Annotated in this window: 25 protein-coding genes and 1 pseudogene; 11 read left to right on the top strand and 15 right to left on the bottom strand. The window is 44.2% G+C overall.

Features of this window, described 5'->3' with window-relative positions:
- Positions 1 to 2: 2 nt before the first annotated feature.
- On the bottom strand, positions 3 to 1,058 hold the full coding sequence (locus tag TAO_RS09060) for a hydantoinase/oxoprolinase family protein (RefSeq protein ID WP_096527600.1): 1,056 nt from the start codon (positions 1,056 to 1,058) through the stop codon (positions 3 to 5).
- Positions 1,039 to 2,070: an ATP-grasp domain-containing protein gene (locus tag TAO_RS09055; protein ID WP_096527599.1), complete on the bottom strand. Its 1,032-nt coding sequence runs from the start codon at positions 2,068 to 2,070 to the stop codon at positions 1,039 to 1,041. Before TAO_RS09055 ends, TAO_RS09060 begins: the two co-directional genes overlap by 20 nt.
- 99 nt (positions 2,071 to 2,169) lie before the next feature.
- On the opposite strand from TAO_RS09055, the gene TAO_RS09050 reads away from it, so the two are divergent.
- The 5 genes and pseudogenes from TAO_RS09050 to TAO_RS09035 all read left to right on the top strand — a co-directional run bounded on the left by TAO_RS09050 (position 2,170) and on the right by TAO_RS09035 (position 5,985).
- Positions 2,170 to 3,735 (top strand): hypothetical protein, encoded by a 1,566-nt coding sequence (locus tag TAO_RS09050; protein WP_096527598.1) that lies wholly within the window; start codon positions 2,170 to 2,172, stop codon positions 3,733 to 3,735.
- A gap of 27 nt (positions 3,736 to 3,762) precedes the next feature.
- Positions 3,763 to 4,215: pseudogene (locus tag TAO_RS09045) on the top strand (DUF29 domain-containing protein).
- 49 nt (positions 4,216 to 4,264) lie between these two features.
- Positions 4,265 to 4,993 carry a HisA/HisF-related TIM barrel protein gene (locus tag TAO_RS09040; protein WP_096527597.1) on the top strand — a complete coding sequence of 243 codons (729 nt, stop codon included), beginning with the start codon at positions 4,265 to 4,267 and terminating at the stop codon, positions 4,991 to 4,993.
- Positions 4,994 to 5,233: 240 nt separating this feature from the next.
- Positions 5,234 to 5,416, top strand: a complete 183-nt coding sequence (locus TAO_RS10015; protein ID WP_231910674.1) for a hypothetical protein — start codon at positions 5,234 to 5,236, stop codon at positions 5,414 to 5,416.
- Positions 5,362 to 5,985 carry a c-type cytochrome gene (locus tag TAO_RS09035; protein WP_331712997.1) on the top strand — a complete coding sequence of 208 codons (624 nt, stop codon included), beginning with the start codon at positions 5,362 to 5,364 and terminating at the stop codon, positions 5,983 to 5,985. The genes TAO_RS10015 and TAO_RS09035 overlap by 55 nt, the downstream gene beginning before the upstream one ends.
- A 110-nt stretch (positions 5,986 to 6,095) precedes the next feature.
- Here the strand turns inward: TAO_RS09035 and TAO_RS09030 are convergent, their stop codons facing one another.
- From TAO_RS09030 to TAO_RS09015, 4 genes are all read right to left on the bottom strand, one after another.
- Positions 6,096 to 6,986: an ATP-grasp domain-containing protein gene (locus TAO_RS09030; protein WP_096527595.1), complete on the bottom strand. Its 891-nt coding sequence runs from the start codon at positions 6,984 to 6,986 to the stop codon at positions 6,096 to 6,098.
- A 22-nt stretch (positions 6,987 to 7,008) separates the two neighbouring features.
- The gene (locus TAO_RS09025; protein WP_231910646.1) at positions 7,009 to 7,992 is read right to left on the bottom strand and encodes an ATP-grasp domain-containing protein; all 984 of its coding nucleotides are present in this window, start codon (positions 7,990 to 7,992) and stop codon (positions 7,009 to 7,011) included.
- A 306-nt stretch (positions 7,993 to 8,298) separates the two neighbouring features.
- Positions 8,299 to 9,714, bottom strand: a complete 1,416-nt coding sequence (pntB, locus tag TAO_RS09020; protein ID WP_096527593.1) for a Re/Si-specific NAD(P)(+) transhydrogenase subunit beta — start codon at positions 9,712 to 9,714, stop codon at positions 8,299 to 8,301.
- Positions 9,715 to 9,728: 14 nt separating this feature from the next.
- Positions 9,729 to 11,318, bottom strand: a complete 1,590-nt coding sequence (locus TAO_RS09015; protein WP_096527592.1) for a Re/Si-specific NAD(P)(+) transhydrogenase subunit alpha — start codon at positions 11,316 to 11,318, stop codon at positions 9,729 to 9,731.
- Between the two features lie 289 nt (positions 11,319 to 11,607).
- Between TAO_RS09015 and gltX the strand changes: the two genes are divergently transcribed.
- A complete protein-coding gene (gene gltX / locus TAO_RS09010; protein WP_096527819.1) occupies positions 11,608 to 13,011 on the top strand; it encodes a glutamate--tRNA ligase in 1,404 nt (467 codons plus the stop codon).
- Between the two features lie 23 nt (positions 13,012 to 13,034).
- Here gltX and TAO_RS09005 read toward each other — a convergent pair whose 3' ends face one another.
- The 6 genes from TAO_RS09005 to TAO_RS08980 form a co-directional block, all read right to left on the bottom strand.
- Complete coding sequence (locus tag TAO_RS09005; RefSeq protein ID WP_197702539.1) at positions 13,035 to 13,421, bottom strand: ClpXP protease specificity-enhancing factor; 387 nt, start codon at positions 13,419 to 13,421, stop codon at positions 13,035 to 13,037.
- A 41-nt stretch (positions 13,422 to 13,462) separates the two neighbouring features.
- Positions 13,463 to 14,098 (bottom strand): glutathione S-transferase N-terminal domain-containing protein, encoded by a 636-nt coding sequence (locus TAO_RS09000; protein ID WP_096527590.1) that lies wholly within the window; start codon positions 14,096 to 14,098, stop codon positions 13,463 to 13,465.
- 173 nt (positions 14,099 to 14,271) lie between these two features.
- Positions 14,272 to 14,988: a cytochrome c1 gene (locus TAO_RS08995; protein WP_096527589.1), complete on the bottom strand. Its 717-nt coding sequence runs from the start codon at positions 14,986 to 14,988 to the stop codon at positions 14,272 to 14,274.
- A gap of 2 nt (positions 14,989 to 14,990) precedes the next feature.
- Positions 14,991 to 16,208 carry a cytochrome b gene (locus TAO_RS08990; protein WP_096527588.1) on the bottom strand — a complete coding sequence of 406 codons (1,218 nt, stop codon included), beginning with the start codon at positions 16,206 to 16,208 and terminating at the stop codon, positions 14,991 to 14,993.
- Positions 16,208 to 16,813 carry a ubiquinol-cytochrome c reductase iron-sulfur subunit gene (petA, locus tag TAO_RS08985; protein WP_096527587.1) on the bottom strand — a complete coding sequence of 202 codons (606 nt, stop codon included), beginning with the start codon at positions 16,811 to 16,813 and terminating at the stop codon, positions 16,208 to 16,210. Before petA ends, TAO_RS08990 begins: the two co-directional genes overlap by 1 nt.
- Positions 16,814 to 17,078: 265 nt before the next feature.
- A complete protein-coding gene (locus TAO_RS08980) occupies positions 17,079 to 17,576 on the bottom strand; it encodes a hypothetical protein (RefSeq protein ID WP_096527586.1) in 498 nt (165 codons plus the stop codon).
- A gap of 569 nt (positions 17,577 to 18,145) precedes the next feature.
- Between TAO_RS08980 and TAO_RS08975 the strand changes: the two genes are divergently transcribed.
- The 3 genes from TAO_RS08975 to aspS all read left to right on the top strand — a co-directional run bounded on the left by TAO_RS08975 (position 18,146) and on the right by aspS (position 22,142).
- The gene (locus TAO_RS08975) at positions 18,146 to 19,216 is read left to right on the top strand and encodes an SGNH/GDSL hydrolase family protein (protein WP_172419091.1); all 1,071 of its coding nucleotides are present in this window, start codon (positions 18,146 to 18,148) and stop codon (positions 19,214 to 19,216) included.
- A 695-nt stretch (positions 19,217 to 19,911) separates the two neighbouring features.
- Positions 19,912 to 20,235, top strand: a complete 324-nt coding sequence (locus tag TAO_RS08970; RefSeq protein WP_096527584.1) for an FmdB family zinc ribbon protein — start codon at positions 19,912 to 19,914, stop codon at positions 20,233 to 20,235.
- A gap of 125 nt (positions 20,236 to 20,360) precedes the next feature.
- On the top strand, positions 20,361 to 22,142 hold the full coding sequence (gene aspS, locus TAO_RS08965; protein ID WP_096527583.1) for an aspartate--tRNA ligase: 1,782 nt from the start codon (positions 20,361 to 20,363) through the stop codon (positions 22,140 to 22,142).
- Between the two features lie 83 nt (positions 22,143 to 22,225).
- Here aspS and TAO_RS08960 read toward each other — a convergent pair whose 3' ends face one another.
- Positions 22,226 to 22,618, bottom strand: a complete 393-nt coding sequence (locus TAO_RS08960) for a VOC family protein (protein ID WP_197702538.1) — start codon at positions 22,616 to 22,618, stop codon at positions 22,226 to 22,228.
- 127 nt (positions 22,619 to 22,745) lie between these two features.
- Here TAO_RS08960 and nadA point away from each other — a divergent pair, with 127 nt between their 5' ends.
- Positions 22,746 to 23,843, top strand: coding sequence for a quinolinate synthase NadA (gene nadA / locus TAO_RS08955; protein WP_096527581.1), 1,098 nt, complete (start codon positions 22,746 to 22,748; stop codon positions 23,841 to 23,843).
- 73 nt (positions 23,844 to 23,916) lie between these two features.
- Positions 23,917 to 24,144 carry a zinc-finger domain-containing protein gene (locus TAO_RS08950; protein WP_096527580.1) on the top strand — a complete coding sequence of 76 codons (228 nt, stop codon included), beginning with the start codon at positions 23,917 to 23,919 and terminating at the stop codon, positions 24,142 to 24,144.
- A 150-nt stretch (positions 24,145 to 24,294) separates the two neighbouring features.
- Here TAO_RS08950 and TAO_RS08945 read toward each other — a convergent pair whose 3' ends face one another.
- Together TAO_RS08945 and TAO_RS08940 are read right to left on the bottom strand one after the other, a co-directional pair.
- Positions 24,295 to 25,497, bottom strand: a complete 1,203-nt coding sequence (locus TAO_RS08945) for an MFS transporter (RefSeq protein WP_096527579.1) — start codon at positions 25,495 to 25,497, stop codon at positions 24,295 to 24,297.
- 33 nt (positions 25,498 to 25,530) lie between these two features.
- Complete coding sequence (locus TAO_RS08940) at positions 25,531 to 26,328, bottom strand: hypothetical protein (protein WP_096527578.1); 798 nt, start codon at positions 26,326 to 26,328, stop codon at positions 25,531 to 25,533.
- Positions 26,329 to 26,432: the final 104 nt, after the last annotated feature.

Here is a 26,432-nt window from a genome sequence, read left to right as displayed (position 1 = left end):
AATTAACAATGGGTATTTTGCAATTGTTCCCAAGCAAGTTGTGTTATAGCAGCAGCAGGGGCGTGATCCGCATTGATAGGGATATGGGGGCTCATTTTTAATATTTCAGCGAAATCTACATAAGGTCTATGAACCCTTCGAGCGCATTCAATAGCTAAAAACCGCCCTATGCCAGCGCCAATAATGGGGGCTTCAGGCTTAAGGTTTATCCGTGAAAGTACTTGAAAAATAGCTTGAGTTAGCTGCTGGCATTGTTGTTCAGCAAAATAGAAGGCTAGTTTTCTCCACGAAGAGAATGATTCTTGTTGGCTATCAGCGCCTATCATTCGCGCCAGCCGCCGGGCGCAGTCTTCTGGGCTTTTACCTTGATGATCTGCGCTGGGATAAAGATCAACACCCTTTGGGAGCCATCCTAACAAATGATAGATATCAGCGGTAGTGGCAAAATGCTCAGCCGCTAGTCGCACCCAGCGCCCCTCTATAGGAGCCTGCTGTACTATAGCCATCAGCGGTGTTCGGATGACACCACTATATACGAGTTCACCACTTATCAGGCGAGTATGGTCATTTTTTCCTTGAGGGTGTGGCTTACCCGCTTTACAGGGAATGAGATCGCTGGTAGTGCTACCAATATCTATGATCAGTCCTTGATCCCAATGGCGAGCAGCCAACTGGCTAGTAGCAAGATAATTGGCAGAGGCAATTGATTTTATATATTTTGAGGCGTGCCCTAATGGAATAAATCCTTGAGTGCCCGCAAATACATACACGGGCATCGGGCTAAAAAACTGCTCAACACATTCTAAAATAAGCTGAACGCCTTGATGGCGATCCTTAAAAATATCAGCAAGCTCTCCTGTCATAGTGATGGCTACTAGGTCACCGATTCCTCCTAGTTGGATTTTCATATGTTCAAAAGCCTGCAGTAAATGATCCAACCCTTGCCATAAAGGGCAGCATACTTGAGTACAGCGTATAATTTGGCCTTGAGCATTGGTCAAAGCCCCTTTAAGATGAGCGCCCCCTATATCCCAGCCGCTAATAACGGTCAGTGGCACAAATAACCCTTTGTTTTTCCGTGATAAGCGTCATTTTATAGCCTAAATTAGGAGGTAGCTCTACTGCCTTTATCCCTTGATCTAGGAGGGTCAATAGCCAGCGAGTAGGGTTGATCCCATACGTTTTCCGTAACCCGAGATAGCTGGTGGTCAAGCGCGGGTTAATCTCTACTACGATAGGCTGTGGGCCAAGGATAAGATCAACCCCCACGAAACCCCATAGCTTGGGTAAGGCATGGGCAATCCGATCCGCGATTTCCTGAAAGATTTTTGAGATTGCCATGGTATTGACGGTAATCCCCCTTAGATACAAGGCTCCCGCTTTCATTTGGATATGCTGCTGATTGATGCAGAGTAAAAGCGCCTCACCCTTATCGCAGAGCAGACAAAGGCTAGCAGCTATTCCTTGAAGATAAGGTTGAACAATCCGGTTGGCTAAAATTTCTGGCGGTTTTCCCTGTTTCCATCTGTTTAAAGTAGTACTGTTATCGAAATATAAAACATCAGTACTACCAACGCCATCATCGGGCTTACAGATCAGAGGATCAGCTATGGCGTTATCGGGTTGCCAATCCTGAAGCCAAGTGGTGGGGAGAGTCATTAATCCTGCTACCGCTAGACAGTGAGCCGTTTGGCTTTTACTAGTGGCGATAGCCGTTGCTTCCGGATGGCAGCCGAGTAAGCGTTTATCCGCTTTAAGTACCGATTCCTGAATCTTGGTTAAGAGACCCTCAGTTTCTGGAGCAATGGGTAAGACCGCATCCACACCCTCTAAACAGTCGTGCCAGCGGCAGTGGAATTCATCAAGATTATGGATATAGTAATAGTGGCGGATATGAGCCGGTAGCTTTAGGCGATAATCCCGAAGAATAACAGTTTGTACGCTTGAGTTTTCTGCTAGATCGGTGAGCAAAGCTTCCAGCATGGCGTTGCCTTCCCTGACCAGTGAGGTAGGTAAGGGCGCTGTGCATAAGGCTCCGCTGGTTATATGCTCATACACGAGGATTTTCATAGTTTAGGATTGACGTAGAATACACTTTCCTTGAAGATTTAGCCTCCCTGATGAGGGAGGAAAGTAATGCACAAAGAAATTATCAATGAGATCTAAGCAATGAATCTATCCTTACAGACATTTATTCGATTCGGCTGTTATTTTTATTTTTTGGTCATTTTAGTTAAAACGGCTTGGATTTCTGATGATGCGGCCATCACACTTAGAACTGTCCTCAATTTTACCCATGGATTTGGGCCAACGTTTAATGTAGATGAACGGGTTCAAGCCTATACCCATCCGCTTTGGTTTTTGCTGCTCAGTCTTGGTACATTAATCTTTAAAAATGTTTATGTCTCCACATTCGTGCTCTCCCTCTTAGCCTCAATAGCCTCCGTGGGATTATTACTGGGAAAATTTACTAAAAATATACCCGCTGCAATCTTAATGTTACTTGCGTTAACCTTGTCAAAAGCCTTTATTGATTTTTCAACTTCTGGTTTAGAAAATCCGTTATCTCATCTACTCAGTATTACGATTATATTACTGGCTATCAGACTTGAGGAAGCACCTGAAAAAAACCTGACGTTATTCTTTCTGTGTTGCTCCTTACTTTATCTCAATCGGGCTGATTTAATTTTGGTGATTCTTCCCCTTGCGATGCTCGTATTGATACAGAATCTTAAGGATAAAAAACGGCTGATGAAATCCTTACTGATTGCTGTTATCCCGATCATTGCTTGGACGGGTTTCTCCCTGTATTACTATGGATTTATGTTCCCCAATACCGCCTATGCTAAGCTGGGTACGGGGATACCCCAGAGCGAGCTATTTGTTCAAGGATTTAGATATATCCTGCATAGTCTAGATCGAGATCCCTTAACCCTATTTTGGATAGCTTTGGGGTTACTCTTGGGTGCTCGCGGTTCAGCCATTCACAAAGCTTTAGCGGCTGGGATAGGCTTGTATATCGTTTATATTATTAGCGTGGGGGGGGATTTCATGGAGGGCCGATTTTTTACGGTACCTTTTTTCGTGGCCTCCGTGATGATTGCCAAGGCGTTATTGAATCGACTAGATAAAGAATATACCGCTTATATGACGGTAGCGCTTCTAGCTTTTGGAATATTTTCCCTCCAGCCCAATATTTTCAGCGGCTTTGATTATTCCCATGTAAAGATTTACAACGATGGGATAGCGGATGAACGAGGGTTTTATTCTCAAGGGTATGGTCTCCTAGCGGCGCCAAAGTCTACGTTTGCTCGCCCAGAATGGACCATAGGGGATGATCGCTATCAAGCCGAAATGATATGCCGCTCCCTTGGCAGAGAATCTTGCACGCTACAATTTTCGGCGAAAGTTAAAGTTAGATGTGGTTTCCTCGGGTTTTTCTCTGTCCACGATGGCCCAGGTACCCATTACATCGATACCTGCGCCTTAGCCGATCCCTTACTCGCAAGGCTGCCAGCAAAATACGACCCAAATTGGCGGATTGGGCATTTTCACCGAGAGCTGCCGGCGGGCTATCTGGAAAGTATTAAATTTAACGATAACCGAATTCAAGATCCAAAACTGAGGGCCTATTATGAGGTGATACGAACGATTACCCGTGGGTCATTAAACAGCCGTGAACGCATTATGCAGATCCTTAAGATTAACTTTATGCCTTCGTCCTTGCTGAAATAGTCAGGGGTATTATGGTTAAAGTGATTTATGGGAGCGCTTAACATGATAACTCCACAGCAAGACTATTATGGTTGGACTCAGGAGACGGTTGAAAAGCTACGACAAGGTCGGTTTGAGGAGGTGAACGTGGAAGCCCTGATTGGGGAGTTAGAGGAAATGGCCTCCAGCGATAGAAATGAGGTTGAGAATCGGTTAATTGTATTGCTGATGCACTTACTTAAATGGAAATACCAACCCAATCGCAGAACCTGAAGTTGGCAATTAACGATTAAAGAACAGCGCCAGCATATTGCTCGGCGTTTAACCAAAAGCCCAAGCTTAAAGCCAAAAGTTGAAGAGACGATCCGGGAAGTTTACCCAAGCGCTGTAACGGTAGCCGCACGAGAAACAGATAGGGATGAAGATACTTTTCCCGCCGCTTTTGCGGATACTGGATGGACTTGGAGTCAGGTGCTAGCGGGTGAATTTTATCCGGATTAATTTATTTAGTGGGCTTTTTCTTCAGTTTTAGCGAGGGCGCGAGGATTTGATGAAACTCCTACCTGTGCTTGACTTAATGAATAATTTAGTTGTCCATGCAAAAGGAGGGCGGCGGGAACATTATTTACCGTTGATTTCTCCTTTTTCTGCTCATTCATCCCCTTTAGAGGTTATAGCTGGATTGTTGGAATGGTATCCGTTTTCCCATTTATATCTAGCTGATTTAGATGGAATTATGGGGCGTGGTCATCATCGCTCGGTGATAGCCGCCATTGTACAAAATTATCCTAAGCTGAAATTATGGGTAGATGGGGGGGCGGTAAGCTGTGAGGCTATCCTGCAATTATTTGCGTTGGGGGTAGCCTATCCGGTAGTGGGGACGGAAAGTCTACCTGATATAGACACTTGGCAAAAATTGCGGCGTTTACCCATGGCCGATCAATTAGTTCTATCGTTAGATTACCGCGATGGCCATTTCCTTGGTTCTGCGGAGTTGAGTGCCCAGCCGGAATTATGGCCAGAGACCGTGATTGTCATGAGCTTAGGACAAATAGGAACCCAGAAAGGGCCGGATTGGGCACTGTTGAATGAGATCAAGCAAAAACGGCTACAGCAAGGAGGGTTATTTGCAGCGGGGGGGGTTGTTTGCCTCAAAGATTTACAACAATTAGTCCGGTGGGGTGCCGATGGAGTGTTATTAGCCAGCGCTTTATATAATGGCAATTTAAGCGCTGAGGATTTAATTCAGTGCGCAGAATTTTCCACCTATAGCCAGTAAAGCTGAGGAGGTGGAAGCCACCACCCGTTATTGGCAATAAGGCTATGGGTAAATTGCTAATATTGCTTTTGGGGGTGCTGGCGCTTACCGTGTGTTCCCAGTCTTCAAACAAAAGCACCTCGCTGGATATGGGACGCAGCGTGGTGGGTGTTGCGGTGATCACTCATACTGCATTAAAATTTCCGGAACGACCTACGTTCACGCCCCCGCCAGAGTCGGCAATCCCTGCCGGTTCCCTAGGTGATAAGATCCGGCGCGGTCGCGTTATCTTCACCGATACAGCAAAGCAAGCGCGCACCTATGTTGGTAATAGGTTATCCTGCAGTAATTGCCATCTTGATGCTGGGCGGCGTGCAAACTCTGCACCCTTGTGGGGTGCCTACGGCCTATATCCACGATATTTGGCAAAGAATGGCCACGTGAATAGTTTCGGCGAGCGTCTGCAGGACTGCTTCCGTTTCAGCCTGAACGGGAAAGCGCCACCGCTGAACAGTGATGTCATCGTTGCGCTAGAGATTTATGCGCGGTGGTTATCCAAGGGCGCGCCTAGGGGTGTAAAGCTAACCGGCGCTGGGTATCCAAAGCAAGACTTTAAACCCCAGCGATCGCCAGACTACACGCGCGGCAAGGAAGTCTATGTGAATCACTGTGCATCGTGCCATGGTCCTGACGGCGCGGGTCAGCAGATTGCAGGACGCAATGTGTTTCCGCCGTTATGGGGCTCCCAGTCATTCAATTGGGGAGCCGGCATGCACCAGCTGGATAACGCCGCTGCGTTCATCAAGGCTAATATGCCTTTAAATCTTAGCAGTGTGCTAAGTGACCAAGAGGCGTGGGATGTGGCGATGTACATGAATGCCCACGAACGTCCGCAAGACCCTCGCTATACCGGTAATGTCACGACTACGCGCGCAAAATACCATAATACCCCGATGTCGCTATACGGTACGATAGTGAATGGTTGGCTTTTAGGCAGTCGCCCAGCGCAATAAGCACTTAGTTTTCTTCCAGAGCGCTACAGTGTTAATTTTAAGTTAACTGCTGTTCTGGTTTTATAGTGGAGCGGATTCAAGCTACGAGCACGTGTCAGCATCGTCATATGTCAAGAGCAATAGAGTTTTTCTAATAAAAATTCTACTAGCACCTGAGCAATATTAATGGTTGTGGTTTGCTGTAGCGCCCGCCAAGCAGGAATGCTGTTAACTTCCAGTACCTGAAAACCCTTATCTACGGAATAGATAATGTCCACCCCTGCATAATCAACGCCGACAGCTTGGGTGGCTTGGCAGGCCAGCCTACTGATTTCAGGATCTAAGGGCACTGGAAAGCATTCTGCGCCTTGGGCAGCGTTGGTGATCCAAGTGTGCCCTCGGCGAATCATGGCGGCAATTGCTTGATGATTCACCACAAAAACTCGCCAATCTTGCCAGATACCCTTATTTATAGGAGGGATAAATTCCTGTAGGTAATAGAGTCCACCTACAGCCCCACAGGTATTTAAGTCAGCAGGGCAGCTGAGTCGAATAAGCCCCTGCCCTTGGCAGCCAAATAAAGGTTTGAGCACAAGTTCGTGGCACTGCCTTTGTGCTTGGGCAATTAATTGGTGAGCTTGATCTGTATCTTCACAGGCCCAAGTACGGGGCGTGGGAATACCTTGATAATGGAGCAGTAGCGAGGTTCGCGCTTTGTCTACGGTACGTTCAATAGCAAGCGCGTTATTGAGTACATAAACACCTAGTTCAGCTAGGGCATGCAAGATGTCTAAGCGTACACTAATTTGCTCAAAGCTGCCCGCTGCAATTCCTCGGGTGATGACCGCATGGGGCAATGTTGCGCTTAATCCAGGAATATAAAGCCCAGAAGGGAGATCTAAATCAATCCGACACTGGTCTAAGCTTGCGCGGATAGTTTTTATCCCTTTAGCTGTTAAAGCTACTTCCAGCTGCTGGCTATGCCAGCCATGATGATTATTAAAAATAACTACCTGTACCATAAAAAGAGGTAACAAATTTGTGTTAGGTTGCAGTTAATAACTTTAACACTTGGGATTGATGCTGTTGGAGCTGCTGCCAGCAGTGCTCAATGCTAATGCCTTGAGCATGAACTGAGCAAATGGGTTCTCCTTGTTCAATAGAATAATTGCCTATGGGGTAGTCATGACAAAAATGAGGCCAAGATACATTTTGTGGGATTCGCAGCGAATGGGGTGCATAAAGGATGGAAAAGGCGCGAGCAAATAACATAGGATTGACGTGGATAGGCAATGATACTCCTAAGCAAGCGCGAATATGGGCATCTAATGGGTTAAATAGATCTTGATATAGATCTAAAGAGGTAGGGGGTCGAGGGTTGATTTCTAATACCTTGATCTCTCTGGTAGGGGTTTGAATAAAATCAAGCCCATTTAGGCCCAATAAACCCGTTACTGCTGTAATAGCGGTTAAATAGCTTTGCATAAGCATATGAGTAACAGGATCTATAGCTAAAGGCGCTGAGATTCCGCCATAACGGTAAGGAGCAAAAGCGATTGGAGTGAGCTCCAATCGATTGTAGCCTAGGATTTGGGCTTCTTTACCATTTGCAAGGAAGAGCACAGATCCAAGCTGGCCTTCCAGTTTACGTTGGTAATAACAGTTAGACGCGATCTGATCAGGCATTGCGGATAGCACGTGCTGGCCTCCAGTGCCACCGATAGTTTTGCGCAACCAGCCTATAGGATTAATTGGAGGAAAAGATTGGGTTTCAGGCGCAGGAATGTGTAAAGACTGGAGTAAGGAGAAAAAATAATGAGGATCTTTAAGTAATCGGATATTATTGGCAGTATTGCCTAGTAATATTCCTAGCAGGCTCAGATCTTCAATAAAATGAGGGCGATGTTCAAACCCGCTGCCAAAAATTAAACCTACGGGGTGAGTCTCTAGATCAATAATCTGTGCAACAGCTTGGTACCAATATACATAATCAGCATCAAGTGGGATGTATACCCAAGTTGAAGCCATTTGCCGAGTCTCCACATCGGCGTAATGATCCGCTACTAATACTCGATAACTACCCGCTACCGCTGATTGAGCTAAAGCTCTGCCGCTAGTGGCTAAAATGAGAATAGGCCAATTTTTATTCCAAGCTGTGATGATATTTGTAAAGGACTGAGACTGGATAAGAGATTCTGCTTAGAAGGCTCAACTATCCTGCTAATGATAGTTTTTTAGCAGGTAGATGAGACAAATATTTAGATGCTGAATAATGCTAGGGCTAGGGGCGGCTCTTCCTTGAGACTTACGCCATTGGTTTTAGCCGGTACTATTTTAAGGGCTTTTATGAAGATAAGAGAGTACAGCGCCTAGACTTTCTTTGGCATCCCCAAAGAGCATGCGAGTATTCTCTTTGTAGAACAAAGGATTATCTATACCGGCATAACCTGCTGCCATGCTTCGTTTTAATACGATTGCTGTTTTTGCTTTCCAAGCTTCAAGGACGGGCATGCCACCAATAGGGCTATTAGGATCTTCTTGAGCAGAAGGATTAACAATATCATTGGCACCAATCACAATAGCTACTTCTGTGCTTGGAAAGTCTTGGTTAATTTCATCCATTTCCAGAACGATATCGTAGGGTACTTTAGCTTCAGCCAATAATACATTCATATGGCCTGGCATGCGCCCAGCTACCGGATGAATGGCAAAGCGTACTTTGATGTTCTGCTCTCGTAGTAATTTAGTGATTTCATACACAGTATGCTGAGCATGAGCGACCGCCATGCCATAGCCAGGGATAATAACGACGCTCTTAGCTACCTTTAAAAGCTGGGCTGATTCTTCAGCGCTAATAGCAATTACTTTACCACTACTGGTAGTAAGGGGGGTGAGGGTATCACCAGATCCAGTACCAAAACCGCCCATAATAACGCTGATAAAATTGCGATTCATGGCACGGCACATAATGTAACTAAGGATAGCACCGCTGCTGCCCACTAAAGCACCGGTGACAATTAATAGGTCATTGGCTAGCATAAAGCCAGTGGCAGCGGCTGCCCAGCCAGAATAGCTATTGAGCATGGAGATCACCACTGGCATATCGGCACCTCCAATAGTCATCACCATATGAACACCAAATCCAAGGGCAATAACTGTCATCAGTAAAAGAAAGAGCAGCCCTGACCCTGTTGCTTGAGATACAACAAAGGCTTTTCCTAGCCAGATCATGAGGATAACCAATCCTAAATTTAACCCATGGCGAGCAGGAAGCAATAAAGGTTTACCGTCAATACGCCCACTAAGCTTACCAAAAGCGATGATAGATCCGGAAAAAGTAATCGCACCAATGAGAACTCCGAGATAGATTTCGACGCTATGGATTGTTTTTTCAACTCCGGTAATCTCAATTTCTGGCGCAATGAGATTAACATAGCCTACTAGAACTGCGGCAAGACCTACAAAACTGTGCAGTATGGCTACTAACTCTGGCATTTGGGTCATTTTGACCTCTTGCGCCAGCTTAATTCCAATGATAGTACCAATCGCCATGGCGATTATAAGCAAGATATGGGCACTGGGAGTATTAATTGCACCGCTGAAGACTGTAGCTAAAATGGCCGCTACCATACCCACCATGCCATAGATATTGCCACGCTGAGCAGTTTCTTGGTGGTTTAAACCGCCCAAGCTGAGGATAAATAGGATGGTTGCACCAATATAAGTGACTGTAACCAGACCTTGGGACATAATGTTGCTCTCTCCTATTTTCTAAACATCCGCAGCATGCGTTGGGTTACAAGGAAGCCACCGGCAATATTGACACTGGTGATTAAGATAGCAATTGTTGCGAGGATCCCGAGCAAAATCCCAGGTTTAGCAACCTGAACAAGCGCGCCAATAATAATAATGCTACTGATGGCATTCGTGACACTCATTAAAGGTGTATGTAAGGAGGGGGTCACATTCCAAATCACTTGATAACCTACAAAACAGGCCAGCACAAAGACCATAAAATGAGGCATAAAAGAAGGAGGAGCCACAGCCCCTAACCCCCATAAACTTAAGCCGCTTAAGCTCATGGATAATGCAATTTTAACAGCTTTAGAAAGTTGCCATTTCTTTTTTGGTGTTGCCGCTATTGCTTGCCCTTGGGTGGGTATGGATTCTGCCTGTTGTTGTAATGGCTTGGGGGCAGGTACGGCTGGTTTTGATAGAGGTGGAGGTGGCCAGGTAATCTCTCCATCTTTGGCTACCGTGAGGCTACGGATGATCTCATCTTTCATATTTAAATGAATGATCCCATCCTTATTTGGGCATAGCTCTTCAAGTAAATGACGTAAGTTAGTTCCATATAACTGGCTAGCTTGGGTGGGAAGACGACTCAGTAGGTCTGTGTAGCCAAGAATAGTCACCCCATGCTTGGTAGTAGCTTCATCGGGTTTTGTTAAAGCGCAATTTCCTCCTTGCTCAGCAGCTAGATCAACGATAACACTGCCCCGTCTCATGGATTTAACCATTTCCTCGGTAATGAGGATCGGTGCTTTCTTACCTGGAATTAGAGCGGTGGTGATAATAATATCTACCTCCGCAGCCTGCTGGGCAAAGAGCGCCATCTCTGCTTGGATAAACTCTTTACTCATTTCCTTGGCATATCCGCCTTTTCCACTACTTTCTTCTTTAAAGTTGAGGACTAGAAATTCAGCACCTATGCTTTGAACTTGCTCCTTAACCTCGGGTCGAGTATCAAATGCCCGCACAATACCACCTAATCCTACTGCGGTACCAATGGCGGATAGTCCAGCTACTCCAGCACCAATAACTAATATTTTTGCAGGCGGAATTTTACCGGCAGCAGTAATTTGCCCAGTGAAGAAGCGGCCAAAATGATAAGAGGCCTCAATAACCGCCCGATAACCTGCAATATTAGCCATGGAGCTTAGAGGATCTAGTTTTTGAGCACGAGATATCCTAGGTACGCTATCCATAGCTAAGACGGTAGCTTTCTTTGTTGCTAGTTGTTCTAATAAATTTTTATTTTGGGTCGGCCAGATAAAACTGATTAAATAAGCGCCTTCCCGTAATAGGGCTAATTCATCAATAGCAGGTTTTGAATATTTTCCCGGAGGGCGAACTTTAAGGATAATATCCGAGGTTTCCCATAAAGATGGGGTGTTTTCAATGATTTTAACGCCTACTTGACGATAAGCTTCATCAGAGAAATTAGCACTAAGGCCCGCTTTAGACTCTAATGCAACTGAAAACCCTAGTTTTTGTAAGTGCTCGGCTGTATCTGGGGTAGCCGCTACCCGTTTCTCACCTAAATGGAGTTCTTTTGGAATTCCGATTTGCATTTTTATTTTACTCCCAGTGCTAACTCAGAATTATCGCATACTTATTGAACTTTGCAATTATGAGCTACCCTAGATCATCGGTCTAAGGTGCTTTTATCTCAAAGTAAATAACAAAAGAATAGTATTCTTTTTTTTAGATGGGGTTGAATTTAACTACTTTGCTTAGAGAGAAATTTACCATGGAGGAAATCTATAGCACTTTGCTAGAATGCTTATTAGCATTTCTAAGTGTTATTAGTGTAGAAATAGGGAAATTTTTTTAGTTGATACATATTGGGTGGCCCTTACAATGACTGTTTGTACCCGTTTTGCTCCTAGTCCTACTGGTTATTTGCATATTGGCGGTGTTCGCACTGCGCTTTTTTCTTGGCTTCACGCCCGTAAGCACGGTGGCCATTTTATCCTACGAATAGAGGATACAGATCGGGAACGATCTTCCCTTGAGTCTGTTAATGCCATTCTTGAGGGCATGACTTGGTTAGGGCTGGAGTACGATCAGGGGCCTTTTTATCAAACTGATCGATTTTCCCGTTATCAGGAGATTATTAAACAGCTTATTGCTTCTGGTCATGCATATTTTTGCTATTGTACTAAGGAAGAGCTTGAGGCTAGGCGTGCTAGACAGTTAGCCCAGAAAGAAAAGCCTCGCTACGATGGCCGGTGTAGAGAGAATGCTATTCCAAGGGATGGAATTTCTCCTGTGGTTCGTTTTAAAACCCCGCTAACAGGCCAGATTGTGGTACGAGATTTAGTCCGAGGATCTGTAGTATTCCAGAATAGTGAGCTAGATGATTTAATCTTAGCCCGCGCTGATGGTACTCCCACCTATAATTTAACTGTGGTAGTGGATGATATGGATATGCAGATTACCCATGTTATTCGAGGCGATGATCATCTTAATAATACGCCTCGTCAGAGCAATATTTTTCATGCCTTGGGTAAAACAACCCCTATTTATGCCCATGTACCTATGATTCTAGGGTCGGATAAACAAAGGTTATCAAAACGCCATGGCGCTGTAAGTGTAATGAGCTATCGAGAGGCAGGTTATTTACCTGAGGCGTTGCTAAATTATCTAGTTCGCCTCGGCTGGTCTTATGGGGATCAGGAAATTTTCAGCTTAGATGAAATGATCAAGTTATTTGATATTGGAGATATTAATCAATCTGCTTCTATCTTTAACCCTGAAAAACTGCTTTGGCTTAACCAACAGTATATTAAAAATGCTAATCCAGCCTATATTGCTCACCACCTAAGCTGGCATTTAGGGCAGCTTGGGATTGATCCAGCAGAGGGGCCGGATTTAGTGGCTATCGTTAAGGCGCAGCAGGAGCGAGCAAAGACCTTAGTAGAAATGGCTCATAACAGCCTGCCATTTTATCGTGATTTTAGTGAATATGAAGAACCGGCAGCTAGCAAATATCTTAACATTGCTATTCTGCAGCCATTACAAGAGCTGCGTAGCTGTTTTGAAAAAGCACAGTGCTGGACTGCAACTACATTACATGAGATCTTGGTAGCAATAATGGAGAGCCATGATTTGAAATTAGCTAAATTAGCCCAGCCTTTGCGAGTAGCTATGATGGGGCGCCCTATTTCGCCGCCTATTGATATTACCCTTGAACTTTTGGGGAAAGAGCGGGTACTGATGCGCCTTGATCGAGCCCTTGCTTGGATTAGCCAAGACTCATAGATAAAGAAATATTAGCGATTTGTTTACTTTACGATGCGTAAAGTAGGTTTTCGGCTAAGAGGATTTGGGCTTGATGGGTTTGGAGGTGGTGGTGGCGATCGATCCTCTTCATTAAATTTCATTCCTTGCCCGTTCTCCTTTGCATAAATAGCCAAGGTGGCCTGGGCTGGAAATAGTATTTGATGGGAGATGCCAGAAAAACGAGCGGAAAAACTGAACCAATCATTTTCTAGTGAGAGATCACGAATCGAATTTGGATGGATATTGAGGGTAATTTTGCCGTTAGAAACATGCTGATGAGGTACTTCTACCCCTATTACCGTAGCATCTACCAATAGATAGGGGGTTAGGCCATTATCGATGATCCATTGATATAAAGCTCGGATTAGATAGGGACGGTTTGAACTCATAGTAGGTTTTGAGTTATCGATCATACATAGGATAATCCTATCTAAGTAATGCCCACAACCTCTGATCGCATTTCTCGTTCAGCATCACTTAGACTTCGTTGGAAGGAGTCCCTAGAAAAAATGCGATTAGCATAGCTTTCAATAAACTTTGCCTGAGAGGGTAATTTAATTTCCAGTACGGGTAAGCGCCACAATAAAGCCCCTAAGGCAGCATCTAGCAGCGAGAATTCCTCGCTCATAAAAAAATGTGCTCGTTCAAAAACAGGACTTAATATTGTTAAATCCTCAGCTAGGGCTTTACGTGCTTTTAACGATATATTGAAGTAAGGATGACTACCAAGTAAGCGATACCACTCCAGATCAACCCGGTGAAGGGTAAGCCGAATACGGGCTCTAGAGATGGGATCTATAGGCATTAGAGGTGGATGAGGAAAGCGTTCGTCAAAGTACTCCATAATGACTTTTGATTCATATAATGTCAGATCCCGATCAATAAGCGTGGGAACCGAGTTATAAGGATTAAGGAGAATCAACTCCTCTGGAGGGTTATTAGGATCTACGTTAATAATATCGATGGGAATGTTCTTCTCCGCAATAACAATACGGGTACGGTGACAAACCGGGCATAGCGGATCAGAGAATAGGGTTGTAGTAGTTCTCTTATTAGAAATAGTCATTAGATCTAGCTTTTAGCACTCCCTATATTTTTGTGAATAACTTTAATTGTGCGATTTTTACTTACTTACGGGATGCTGGGCAGTTTGTGCAAAATAAATATAATCTAGTTTTCATTTAGCCAGTTAACTGAAATTATTAATAATTATTTTAGCCAAAACTGCCCGTGCTTATCTCAATGAACGTCTTTCCAGTATTCCTTTTTAAGGAAATAGGCAATAACGCAAAAAACAGCCAAGTAAATTAAGACCCAAGGGCCATATTTTTCTCGCTCAAGCTGAGCGGGTTCACCCATGTAGGTTAAAAAATTAACCAAATCGTCTAAGGTTTGTTCATACTGACTAGGAGACTGGGCTCCAGGCATTGTTAGCTTAAGATCTGAGGATTCATCTCCTTTCTTAACTAAAGTCTGCCAGCCTTGAAGAGGCCATAAAGGATTGGGCATCGCTGTATCCTTAAAAACTAGATTATTCACGCCAGTAGGGCGACCCGGATCAAGATAGTAAGTTCGCAGATAGGTGTGCAGCCAAGCTGGGCCTTTATAGCGAGCGACTAAGGTTAAATCGGGTGGGGTAGCTCCAAACCAGGCTTTTGAATCCTCAGGCCGCATTGTAATCTCCATGGGATCGTGAATTTTATTGGTAGTAAGCATAAAATTCTGGGTGACTTCTGCCGTGGTCAGGCCAAGATCTTCTGCCATTCTGCTATAGCGCATGTATTTAGCAGAGTGGCAGCTTACGCAGTAGTCCACAAAGGTTTTTGCCCCTCGCTGTAGGGACTCCTTATCATGAAGGTCAATTTTTACCTTATCCAGCGGATAGTGGTCTGAAGAGGCCCAAACCACAGCCGCTGATGAAGCAAAAAGTAATAAACAGGCAATAGTTCTTTTCATTGTTAGCTCACTCTCTTAGGAACAGGTTTAGTTTTATCCAGCTTAGTGTAGATTGGCATTAACAAAAAGAAGGCAAAATAGATGACTGAAAATATGCGAGCGATCATAGCAGTCACCGGTGTAGCCGGTTTTGTGCCTAAATAGCCTAGGCATATAAAGCTAATAGCAAAGAGAGTGATAGCAGACTTATAAAGTGTTCCCCGGTAACGAATAGATTTTACTGGGCTACGATCAAGCCAAGGGACAAAAATCCACAGGAGCATTGCCACAGCCATCGCAACAACCCCCATTACCTTATCAGGAACAGAGCGTAGTATGGAATAATAAGGGGTCAGATACCATAGAGGTCTGATATCTTCTGGTGTAGCTAACGGGTTAGCAGGCTCAAAATTATCCCCTTCTAAGAACCATCCCCCAAGCTCTGGGGCATAAAAAACTATCCAGGCAAATATGAATAAAAATACGCCAAATCCCCATATATCTTTGACGCTATAATAAGGATGAAAGGGGATACCGTCTAAAGGGATGCCATAGGCATCTTTATTCTCTTTAATTTCTATCCCATCTGGGTTATTAGATCCAGTTTGATGTAGTGCTATGATATGCACAACCACTAGCGCAGCCAGTAGAAAAGGAACTAAAAATACATGGAAGGCAAAGAAGCGATTTAAAGTGGCATCGGAGATACCATAATCACCCCGAATCCACTCAGCTAAGCCCGTACCAATATAGGGTAGAGCGCCAAAAAGCGAGGTGGTGACTTCTGCACCCCAATAGGACATTTGCCCCCAGGGCAACAAATAACCCATAAAAGCTTCTGCTACTAGGGCAAGATAGATCATCATCCCGATGATCCATAATAACTCTCTTGGCTGCCTAGATGAGCCGTAGAGCAGTCCTCGAAACATGTGGAGGTACACCACAACGAAGAAAGCTGATGCACCAACAGAGTGCATATAACGAATAAGCCATCCCCACTCTACATCTCGCATAATGTGCTCAACCGAGCCAAAAGCTAGGCTAGCGTCGGGCTTGTAACTCATAGTTAAAAATAATCCAGTGGCTAACTGGATAACTAATACCAGCAAAGCTAAAGAGCCAAAAAAATACCAAATATTAAAATTCTTTGGCGCATAATATTCCGCCATGTGTTCCTTCCATGGCTTAGAAATGGGAAGGCGAGAATCGACCCATTCAAATATTTGATTAATCATTTTCATTAGGCGTTATCTCCTGGGTTTTCACCGATTAGTAAGCGGTTTTCGCTGAGGAAACGATAAGGGGGCACAACTAAATTTGTTGGCGCTGGAACCTCCTTAAAGACTCGGCCGGCAAGATCAAAACGGGAACCGTGGCACGGGCAGAAAAACCCTCCTTTCCAATCCTTGCCTAAATCTGTTGGGGCAAGCTCTGGACGGAAGGTAGGAGAACAGCCTAAATGAGTACAAATTCCAATAAGCACTGCGATTTCAGGTTTAAGAGAGCGATAGGAATTTTTATTATAAGAGGGCTGTTGATCCGTTACATCGCTATTAGGATCTCGAAGCTCGTCACTGGTGGTGAGGATATCTAAATCCTTGAGTTCTTCCGGTGTTCGATGGAAAATCCACACCGGCTGACTACGCCACTCTACGGTCATTAAATGGCCAGGTTCAAGTTTGCTGATATCAACTTCTACTGGGGCGCCTGCTGCTTGAGCTTGAGCGCTGGGGTTCATAGACTTGACGAAGGGTACCGCGGTAAAGCCTATACCAGCTACACCAACCGCTGTTGCTGTAGCCGTTAAAAAGCGGCGCTTACCGTGATCAACACTATCTATACTCATATTTTTCTCCACTACCAAAAGGTAAAACTAAGATTATTACAAGCTATATATAACATGAGTCAAGAGTGCTTTTTTATATCGCGGAATTCTATCATAAAGCAATAAAAAACTTGGCAACCTCATGCTAAGAGGGACTAGATTAGCAGACTAGATTAGCCTTGAAAAATGACTTTTTAGATTGGGTTGAGGAAATGAGGGAAGGGTAGCGGTGAAGGTTTAGATTTTTATCCGCTACCCTAGGGGCCGAGATGGCATCTTTCCGTGATTAAGAATGAAGCGTAGGTAGTTTGCAACCACTATCATCAGGGAAATGATGAGCCATGATTATGGTAACGTCTTCAGGTTTTAAAACAGGTAAAATAGCTAAAGCGCGGGTATTGGAAGATAACTGCCCCCAGTGCCAGTGATCTTTGAATCGTTCAATAAATTTTAGAGACCAAGGTAAGGCAATGTTGCGAGATAAGTGAATCCAATCCCAGTGGCTTTTAAATTGATCAATAAGTTCTTCAGACCAAGGTAGCGTAATATTGCTAGATAATTCCCCCCAGCTCCATCGACCATGATGTCGGGTAAGCAGAGTCTCATTTAAGGATTTACGGGATAAAAAATTAAGGCATTGCTCAGGATGAATATTTTTTAGTATAGATATTAAATGTTGTTGATCTAGGGTAGTAGTAATCTGAGTAGCAAAGGCTGCTTGATAGCTGGCTGTAACTCCTTCTTGGGTAGAGGGTGAGTCATTTTTTAGCTTGGGGTCATTCATGAGTTTACTCCTGATATGTTGGCTCGTCGATCTCTTGTTCAATCATGACCAAGATTGGATGAATTAGCTTGCTTATGGGAAAATAATAATCGTTAAATCTTGGGTTTCTTAGCCTAATAGATTTAACTTCATAAATTAGACAAAAAAAAATATCTTGGTTCGGCCTATTATCGGTAAGATCTAGGAGGACTTTAATGTTTAATTGATCTTTGAACAGTCGTGCTAGTGGGGCACTTAGGAGTAAGAAGCAGCGGCCGGCAAAAACTTAAGCTTAAGCATTCCTCATGTTGTCCTAAGTGTAGGCCATATCCTCTCTCTAAATCCCATAAATAGATGGCTTATGATTATTTATCGTCTAGAAAATGATGAGCCGTAGTATCTTTAATTTTTTGATATATATTGTTAATAGGGGCTAATGTTGGATTAAATTACAGTGATTATTTATGCTGATCGGCAGCGTATCGCTAGTGGTTTGACCGGGCAGTATTATTTGTCTGGGCGCGAAATTTGTGTGCCTCGTGATGGTAGCGATCGCCCAAACACTAATAGCAAGATCAAAGGAGAAACCTATGAGATTCAAGAACAAATGGTACTTGTTAGTCAGAGTGGGTTTACTCATTTGCAGTTGGACCGGTACGGCATTCGCGATACCAACATATAGTGGCTTTTATGTATTCGGCGACAGCCTCTCCGATGTAGGCAACCTCTATGCTTTAACTAAAGGTACAGTGCCGGTTTCACCGCCTTATTCAAAAGGACGGTTTAGCAACGGCGCTGTTTGGGTGCAAGACCTAGCCGCTTCGCTGGGGCTTGGCCAAGTCACGCCTAGTTTAAAAGGTGGTCAAGATTTCGCCTACGGTGATGCGCAGACTGGGCCAACGCTGGCACACCCGGGTAACAGCATACTTGATAAAGCGATTGATCTACCCGCGCAACTTTCGGCTTACCAAAAAGCAGTGCCTAATCCGCAACCTGATGCCCTCTACGCCCTCTGGATTGGTTCAAACGATGTTGATGCACTGATTACAGGGCTACTCGATCGCTCTCATTCCCTGTCAAGTAGTGATATTAAAACAGACATCAACCAAGCGGTTGGCAATATCGGTTCCGTGGTGGATAGCCTTGCCAAGGATGATATGAAGCATTTACTAGCGCTGAATGTCCCCGATCTTAGCAAGGATCCACGTGCGATCGCGGCGGCGAAAAATGTCGATCCTAGAGACCCTGCCGCCGTGTTAGCTGACATCCAAACCCTGACCGAGACCTTCAATAGTGCTTTCCAGCAGGAATTGCTGACTTTAGCGCAACGCGACGGTTTCCATCTCAGCTTTGTGAATACCTATGTCGCCCTCGACAATATCGTCGCTGATCCTAGAAAATACGGGCTTACCAACGTGACTGACCCTTGCTGGACCGGTAATTTCACCGATTCCCAATCAGGCAGTGTCTGTGCGAATCCAAATGACCATCTGTTCTGGGATGATCTGCATCCGACCGCAGTAGTTCAGAGTATAGTTGCGACAGACGCGCTTAAAGCGCTGGCCGTGTCTGAACCTGCCAGCGCCAGTTTGTTTCTGATTGGGCTGATCGGTGTCTTTCTGGCTCACGTTATGACGCGAGTAGGTAGAATACAAGTGTAGCGTTTTTCTGGATTTTAATGGTGTTACTTAGTGCTATGGGGAGGCTTTTTACCTCCGTAGGGTTTTTTTTGATTGGTTAATTTTTTGACTGTTAACTTTACTTCTTATTGAGAATGAGTGCCCTGTTGATTCTAAGCTTCTTTATTGGCAGTTTATTGATTTCCAGCATTCTACTGTTTCTTCTTTGTGCCTTTTATGAGCAGAAGAGGAGAAATTTCAGTTATTTGCCGGTTTGAGTTGGATAGTTCAATTGCTTAGCAAGCTACTGCTCATGATTGTCTCCATTCTGATAAGTAACTCCTCTCTATTTGTTTTGATGGGCGATTTTAGAGATGGCTAGTTCTCTTGCGCCTGCTTGATTCTCCGAATGTGGATATCCTCCGGAATGTGACAATCTAGTGCTGCTAGGCTAGGATATTGATGCGCTAATTGGTAGTGTGACTAGTTGATGATAGTAGCTATTTTATGTTAACTATCCAGTTAGAGTAGAGGGTCTCTAGATTAAGTCAAAATAGGTTTTGATTTTTATAACTTAATTATTTGGGCTAAGGGATATTACTAAGCCCTTGAGCGGGGCTAGGATCTATGTTTTTTGAGAGTAATTATCCTAAGTAACTTGATAAGTTGGATATTTATTTTTCTAATATTTAGTGTTATTTAATATAGTTAAATATAATAAACTAGGGTGTAATGTTATGCCTATTTATGAATACCGTTGTGAGTCCTGTAGTCATGAAGTGGAGTTGTTGCAAAAATTGACTGATGCGCCAGCGGTTCGGTGTCCTTCTTGCAGTGAGGATAAATTGCGTAAGCTGGTTTCGGCAGCCGGTTTTCGGCTTAAAGGGGGGGGGTGGTATGAGACGGATTTTAAAAATAGTAATAAACGCAATGTAGTCGCCTCGGGTGATGGGCCTAAGGAAAAGGAAAGCGCTGAAAAAGCCCCAGATCATTCAGGAAGCGCTGAAACTAATGCTAATCCTAAGAAAGATGCAGCAACTTCAACCACGGCTACTAATTAGCCTGCTTTGAAAGTGGGCTTGTAGAAAATAGAACTAAGAATCAACGGGTAGGTTTGGCTCTATTGCGCCAATCCGCTAGAGATCCTAGAAATCGCCTGCTTTTAACTTTTAGCTAAGGATTTACCATGCGTAGCCATTATTGCGGTGCTCTTTCTGAAGCGCATATTGACCAAGACGTTACCCTTTGCGGCTGGGTCAATCGTCGCCGAGATCATGGTGGAGTGATTTTTGTTGATCTTCGAGATCGGGAAGGAATTACCCAATTGGTCTTTAACCCGGAATATTCTCAAGAGAGCTTTAATCAGGCTAATCAAGTACGTAGTGAGTATGTCCTTCGAGTTAAGGGAAGAGTGCAGCGTCGGCCAGAAGGAACTGAGAATCCTGATCTAGCTACGGGCCAGATAGAGGTATGGGGTCAAAATATTGAAGTGCTCAACATATCAGAGACTCCCCCTTTTCCAATAGATGAGAAGTTAGAAGTTGGGGAGGATATTCGGTTACGCTATCGTTATCTTGATCTTCGTCGACCTGAAAGTTTCCAGCGGCTTCGGCTACGATCAGCCATTACTCGACAGCTACGCCAATTTCTTGATAGCCAAGGGTTTCTTGATATTGATACCCCTATTTTGACTAAGTCAACCCCGGAAGGTGCGCGGGATTTTCTGGTGCCAAGCCGTACCCATCCTGGGCAGTTTTTTGCGTTACCTCAATCTCCTCAGCTCTTTAAGCAGTTATTAATGGTTGCCGGAGTGGATCGCTATTATCAGATTGCTCGTTGTTTTCGTGATGAAGATTTAAGGGCAGATCGTCAGCCTGAATTTACTCAATTGGATATAGAGACCTCTTTTTTACATGAAGATGGGCTGATGAATCTAATGGAAGAGATGATAAGAGATCTATTTACTACTGTGTTAGGGGTAGATCTCCAAACTCCATTTACGCGTATGCCCTATGCTGAAGCCATATCCCACTTTGGGGTGGATAAACCTGATTTGCGAATCCCCTTAAAATTAGTGGAAGCGGGGGATTTGATGAAAACAGTAGAATTTAAAGTCTTTGCTGAGCCCGCTAAAAATGATCAGGGGCGAGTGGCGGTGTTGCGATTGCCTAGAGGCAATAAGCTTAGCCGTAAAGAAATTGATGACTATACTCAGTTTGTAGCTATCCACGGAGCTAAGGGGTTAGCTTATATTAAGGTGATTAATCTTAGCCAAGGACGAGCGGGGTTACAGTCACCAATTCTTAAATTTTTACCTAATGAGGTTATTGACGCTATTTTAGAGCGTACGGACGCAAAGGAGGGAGATATTTTATTTTTCGGGGCTGATAAAGCCGCTATTGTAAATGAGTCCCTAGGGGCTTTACGAGTCAAATTAGGCCATGATCACGGCTTGGTAGAATCAGGTTGGCGGCCTCTATGGGTCATAGATTTCCCCATGTTTGAGTGGGATGATAAAGAAAATCGTTGGAGCGCGTTGCATCATCCTTTTACTGCTCCTAAAGAAGAGGATCTGGCTTTATTAGCACAAAATCCGGCGGTTTGCCGCTCTCGTGCCTATGATTTGGTACTTAATGGTAGTGAGGTTGGGGGGGGATCTATGCGTATTTTCCAGCCTCAAGTACAACAGCAGGTTTTTAGCCTTTTAGGAATTAAGCAAGAGGAGGCTCAAGATAAATTTGGATTTCTTTTAGATGCATTAAAATATGGATGCCCACCTCATGGTGGAATCGCTTTTGGTGTAGATCGCTTAGTGATGCTAATGACTGGAAGTACTTCTATTCGGGAAGTGATTGCCTTTCCTAAGACTCAAACGGCAAGCTGTTTGCTCACAGGCGCACCTGGATCAGTGGCAGGATCACAGCTTCAAGAACTGGGAATTAAGTCTAGCCCGTCCACCTCAAAGTAGGCAGAGCGCTTAAAGCCTTAAGATAACTGTACCTAAATTGGTTAAGATAAACGCTAATTCTCTAGTTTTAGAATCACAATATTTTAAGTTTCTTTGCTTGCAAAATTGAGCTCTACGCCGTTACCTGCGGGATCTTTAAAAAAAATTTGGAACTGATTCGTTTGTGGTACGGTACGCACCTTATAGATAATTCCCCGTTTCCTGATATGTAGCTCATAAGCAGCGGGATCTTGGCAGGTGAAGGCAACGTGATCAAATGTATTTTTAGCTATCGTGGATCTAGGTTCATCAGGAGAGCATTCTATTAAATGAAGGATAGGATCATTACCTGCATATAGCCAATATCCATTACCACCAATGGGTGGCCGTGAGCCAATTTTAAGCCTTATGATCTCGCAGTAAAATAGGCATAATTCTTCTAGGATCTCTCGTGTTGCTCGCAAAGTGTAGTGATTAAGGTCAATAACTTTCATCATTAATTAACCTCTAATTTTGAGTCGGGTTTATCTTTAAAATGGGTTTAAATGTCACTATTTTTTATCAAGAGGATCTAATTCTTTAGTAAACTATTTTCTTTATTAGTTCTTGATGGAGGCTACAATTATGGCTAAATCTGCAGTAGCAATCCAAAACTATATTCATTTAAATGATGATGATTGTGAGTCTCGGATCGCTGAGGCTAAGCGGGTTTTGGGAAGTGAGTTGGTTATTCTCGGGCATCACTACCAGCGAGAGGAAGTTTTTCGATTCGCTGATTATTCTGGAGATTCTCTTAAATTATCGCGTCAGGCGGCTGCTTCTAAGGCTAAATATATCGTCTTTTGCGGTGTTCATTTTATGGCTGAAGTGGCCGATATCTTATCTCGCCCAGAGCAAATGGCTATCCTTCCTGATCTGGCAGCTGGCTGTTCTATGGCGGATATGGCGGACTTGGTTAAGGTGGAGCGCGCTTGGCGAGAGTTAGGAGAGATCTTAGATATGGAGCAGGTGACTCCAGTTACCTATATTAACTCTGCGGCTAATCTTAAAGCTTTCTGTGGCCGTCATGGCGGTATTGTTTGCACCTCAAGTAATGCCCAAGCTGTTCTTAAATGGGCGTTTGCCCGTCGGGAAAAGGTATTATTTTTTCCTGATCAACATCTGGGTAGAAACACGGCCTATGGTATGGGTATCCCCCTTGAAGAGATGGTGGTTTGGAACTTTAATCGCCCCAATGGAGGGTTAATGCCAGATCAAATTCGATCAGCTCGAATAATTCTATGGCAAGGTCACTGTTCTGTTCACCAGATGTTCCAGCCAGAGCATATTGATCGCTTTTTGGAGCGCTATCCTGATGCGAGAATTATCTCCCACCCTGAAAATAGCTTTGAAGTATGCCAAAAATCTCACTATGTGGGATCAACAGAATATATTATTAAAACTATTCAAGAGTCAGCCTCTAATACTCGCTGGCTCGTAGGTACAGAGCTTAATTTGGTGAATCGCCTCCATGAGCGGTTTAAGGGCGAAGGTAAATCTATCCACTTTATGTCGCCTATGGTGTGTATGTGCTCGACAATGTTCCGAACTGATCCTCAGCATCTGGCTTGGGTTTTAGAAAATCTAGTATCTGGGCAGATAGTCAATCAAATCAAGGTGCCAGAGAAAGAGGTAGAGCTTGCCCGCTTAGCTTTAGATCGGATGCTAGAGGTCTCTATCTAAAAGGCTAAGAGGCTGAAAATAAACGAAAGATAGTTGGCTTTCTTTTTATTAATTCTTAAATGATGGTGAATATATGACTGCAAGTGAAATAACAGTACAGAGTACTTTAAGCTCTCAGCTCCATAAGATTCAGGCGAGCAAAGAACATTGCTATGAGGTTACTCGGGCAGATTTGCCCTTATCTTGCCCTATGCCGGCTATGGAATTATGGAATTCCCATCCTCGGGTTTATCTGCCCATAGAGGATACTGGGCAGGAGCAATGCCCCTATTGCGGGGCTGTTTACACACTCAAAGACTAGAAATCCGTATTCTCCCTTCTCCCTATTCTGAAGAATAGAGGTCTCTAGGGTGCTTACTGCTAGGCAGTATTGATTTTCCGGTGGGCTAAAACTATGAGCATCAACTAATTTTTAAAAGATTCCTTATTTTGGCGAGCATGGGTTAGGTGACTAAGTTGTGCTGTTACGCTTTACCCTACTGGTTTCAGGCATTGCAAGCCAAAACAGTAAAAAAGCGATTAGTGCGATTCCAGTAAGACTTAGAAATGCCACATTATAACCTGCATAATCCACAATAAAACCAGCTACCAAATGGCTCAAAGCGGCTCCTAAACCCCAACAAGCTGAGGTAGCGCCTAGGGCTAGGTTATAATGCCCTGTTCCCCAGGTGAGATCGGAGACCACGATGTAGAACAACGCACCGAAAATACCCGCACCGATACCATCAAGAAGCTGAATCGAGATGAGATAATAAGGATCTTGAGAGAGAGTGTAGAGAAAACCTCGGATTGGCAGCACAGCAAAAGCTGCTAGAAAGATTGGCTTTCGACCCCAGGAATTGGCTTTTCGCCCCACCAGTAAAGCCATTGGTACCATGACAATTTGGGCTATAGTAATACAGAAGGCAATGACTAAGCTGGCAGCGTCAGGATGAGTGAGCGCCAGTTTCTGGCCGAGCAGTGGTAACATCGCGGCATTGGCAAAGTGAAATAGCGTTATTGTGGCTGTGAAAATGAGTAGTGGCTTGTAAGTGAATAGTTCTAGTAGATTTGGAGCTAGAATCTGTCCGCTCTCGGCCGGTAATCCGCGGGCTATTTTATGATTGATAGCTTTGCCCTCTATATTCAGTACCGCCCCAATACTCAGGATAGCCATAAACGCAGCAAGCCATAGTACTGCACTTGGACTGATCAGCCACCCAGCAACTCCAGCTACGAGCGCTGTTACCACATTACCCGCATGATTAAAGGCTTCATTACGCCCCACTTGGTAGGTAAATCTTTCAAAACCGACAATGCCAAGAGAAATTGCGGTAATAGCAGGGGGAAAGACAGCATCGGCTATGCCAATCACCGCTTGGGTAACGGCTACTGGCCAGAAACTCGGAATCCAAGTAATAAGTACTAAACAGATCCCAACCATTACCGCCGCAGTAATAATCAAGCCACGTTTCCAAGTAACCCAATCAACAAATCCACCTATGGGAGTTCGAGCTAATACAGTGGCTGTACCAGCAATTGCCATAATTAAGCCAATTTTACCCGCATCCCAATGCTGGCTAGAAAGAAGGTAAACTGACAGAAAGGGGCCCGCCCCATCCTTCACATCTGCGATGAAGAAATTTAACCAATCAAGGGCGGGATATCTTTTCACGATACGATCCCCATATTACCATGCTTTATGGATCTAAGGTTTTGGCGATAATCTAGGATTAAACTCCATTTCATGGGGTCTAAGATGTTTTCTGCCCCGCTTTGGAGGCATATTCACAACAGCAAGCTGATCTTTAGAGGAGCCGATTCTATTTGCTTCAATCATATGTCCAAACACGTTACTTATTCCGTCTCCTTCGGCAAATAAGATCTGTCCTGGTTTAATAATTTCAGCAAAACGATCAGCTTCGGGAGGGGGTAAATGGATCACTGTTCCGTCATTAAGCAGTACGCCATTAACTTCTCCTCGATACCCATGTAAGCGCATACGTACTTGGCCTTGGATCTCTTCATGGTTACGCTTGCCATGGCTAGTGTCGGTTATGGTTTGCCCATTTGTTTGGTTTGTCACTGAAACTGCTCTGATTAAAGACAGTTCCTTTGCCTGCGGGCCATGGATAGTCACTTGATCGCCTGGATGCACTGAATACGCAAACTCCGCTGAAAGATAAGGTGGTGTTTTCACTTCTGTACCGTCAGTTAGGATCAAACCATCAATATCCCCTCGCGGTGTCAGAGTAAATTGCCGCACTTGGCCTTGGTAAACCGGCAGTTGTTGCGTACTATAAAAAGATTCAGCAGTGGTGGATGGTGCAGGGGATGTAGCGGGTAACTCATGTATCCATGCTGGAGGTACCGGCGTAGTAGGGTTAGATGAAGGGGGTGTAGGTACAGAATGCGATTGACTCTGAGCAAAAACAGGGCTAACAACAATCATTACCCCGAGAGCCAGTGCTATTTTCTGCGGTCTAGTTATGGACTGTATAGTCATGATGTATCACTCCTTAGTTAGAAAATCTTGTAGAGAGATCCTAAATAAGTCAGTACAAAATCTATGCCATCCGTTGAAAGGGCGAAGAAAGAGGATCTTGAGCT

Source organism: Candidatus Nitrosoglobus terrae (genome assembly GCF_002356115.1).
Classification (GTDB): domain Bacteria; phylum Pseudomonadota; class Gammaproteobacteria; order Nitrosococcales; family Nitrosococcaceae; genus Nitrosoglobus; species Nitrosoglobus terrae.
The sequence above is the reverse complement of the archived record's forward strand: the minus strand, read 5'-3'. Positions and strand labels throughout refer to the sequence as shown.

Excerpts from the sequence above, each read along its gene's own strand:
- TAO_RS08960 (WP_197702538.1), bottom strand. The coding sequence starts at position 22,618 with ATGATGAAAGTTATTGACCTTAATCACTACACTTTGCGAGCAACACGA.
- TAO_RS09030 (WP_096527595.1), bottom strand. The coding sequence starts at position 6,986 with ATGGTACAGGTAGTTATTTTTAATAATCATCATGGCTGGCATAGCCAG.
- TAO_RS08980 (WP_096527586.1), bottom strand. The coding sequence starts at position 17,576 with ATGAATGACCCCAAGCTAAAAAATGACTCACCCTCTACCCAAGAAGGA.
- TAO_RS08940 (WP_096527578.1), bottom strand. The coding sequence starts at position 26,328 with ATGACTATACAGTCCATAACTAGACCGCAGAAAATAGCACTGGCTCTC.
- TAO_RS08975 (WP_172419091.1), top strand. The coding sequence starts at position 18,146 with ATGAGATTCAAGAACAAATGGTACTTGTTAGTCAGAGTGGGTTTACTC.
- aspS (WP_096527583.1), top strand. The coding sequence starts at position 20,361 with ATGCGTAGCCATTATTGCGGTGCTCTTTCTGAAGCGCATATTGACCAA.
- petA (WP_096527587.1), bottom strand. The coding sequence starts at position 16,813 with ATGAGTATAGATAGTGTTGATCACGGTAAGCGCCGCTTTTTAACGGCT.
- TAO_RS08990 (WP_096527588.1), bottom strand. The coding sequence starts at position 16,208 with ATGAAAATGATTAATCAAATATTTGAATGGGTCGATTCTCGCCTTCCC.
- TAO_RS09050 (WP_096527598.1), top strand. The coding sequence starts at position 2,170 with ATGAATCTATCCTTACAGACATTTATTCGATTCGGCTGTTATTTTTAT.
- TAO_RS08970 (WP_096527584.1), top strand. The coding sequence starts at position 19,912 with ATGCCTATTTATGAATACCGTTGTGAGTCCTGTAGTCATGAAGTGGAG.
- TAO_RS09055 (WP_096527599.1), bottom strand. The coding sequence starts at position 2,070 with ATGAAAATCCTCGTGTATGAGCATATAACCAGCGGAGCCTTATGCACA.
- nadA (WP_096527581.1), top strand. The coding sequence starts at position 22,746 with ATGGCTAAATCTGCAGTAGCAATCCAAAACTATATTCATTTAAATGAT.
- TAO_RS09000 (WP_096527590.1), bottom strand. The coding sequence starts at position 14,098 with ATGACTATTTCTAATAAGAGAACTACTACAACCCTATTCTCTGATCCG.
- TAO_RS09025 (WP_231910646.1), bottom strand. The coding sequence starts at position 7,992 with ATGGCTTCAACTTGGGTATACATCCCACTTGATGCTGATTATGTATAT.
- gltX (WP_096527819.1), top strand. The coding sequence starts at position 11,608 with ATGACTGTTTGTACCCGTTTTGCTCCTAGTCCTACTGGTTATTTGCAT.
- TAO_RS09040 (WP_096527597.1), top strand. The coding sequence starts at position 4,265 with ATGAAACTCCTACCTGTGCTTGACTTAATGAATAATTTAGTTGTCCAT.
- TAO_RS09015 (WP_096527592.1), bottom strand. The coding sequence starts at position 11,318 with ATGCAAATCGGAATTCCAAAAGAACTCCATTTAGGTGAGAAACGGGTA.
- pntB (WP_096527593.1), bottom strand. The coding sequence starts at position 9,714 with ATGTCCCAAGGTCTGGTTACAGTCACTTATATTGGTGCAACCATCCTA.
- TAO_RS08950 (WP_096527580.1), top strand. The coding sequence starts at position 23,917 with ATGACTGCAAGTGAAATAACAGTACAGAGTACTTTAAGCTCTCAGCTC.
- TAO_RS08995 (WP_096527589.1), bottom strand. The coding sequence starts at position 14,988 with ATGAAAAGAACTATTGCCTGTTTATTACTTTTTGCTTCATCAGCGGCT.
- TAO_RS09005 (WP_197702539.1), bottom strand. The coding sequence starts at position 13,421 with ATGAGTTCAAACCGTCCCTATCTAATCCGAGCTTTATATCAATGGATC.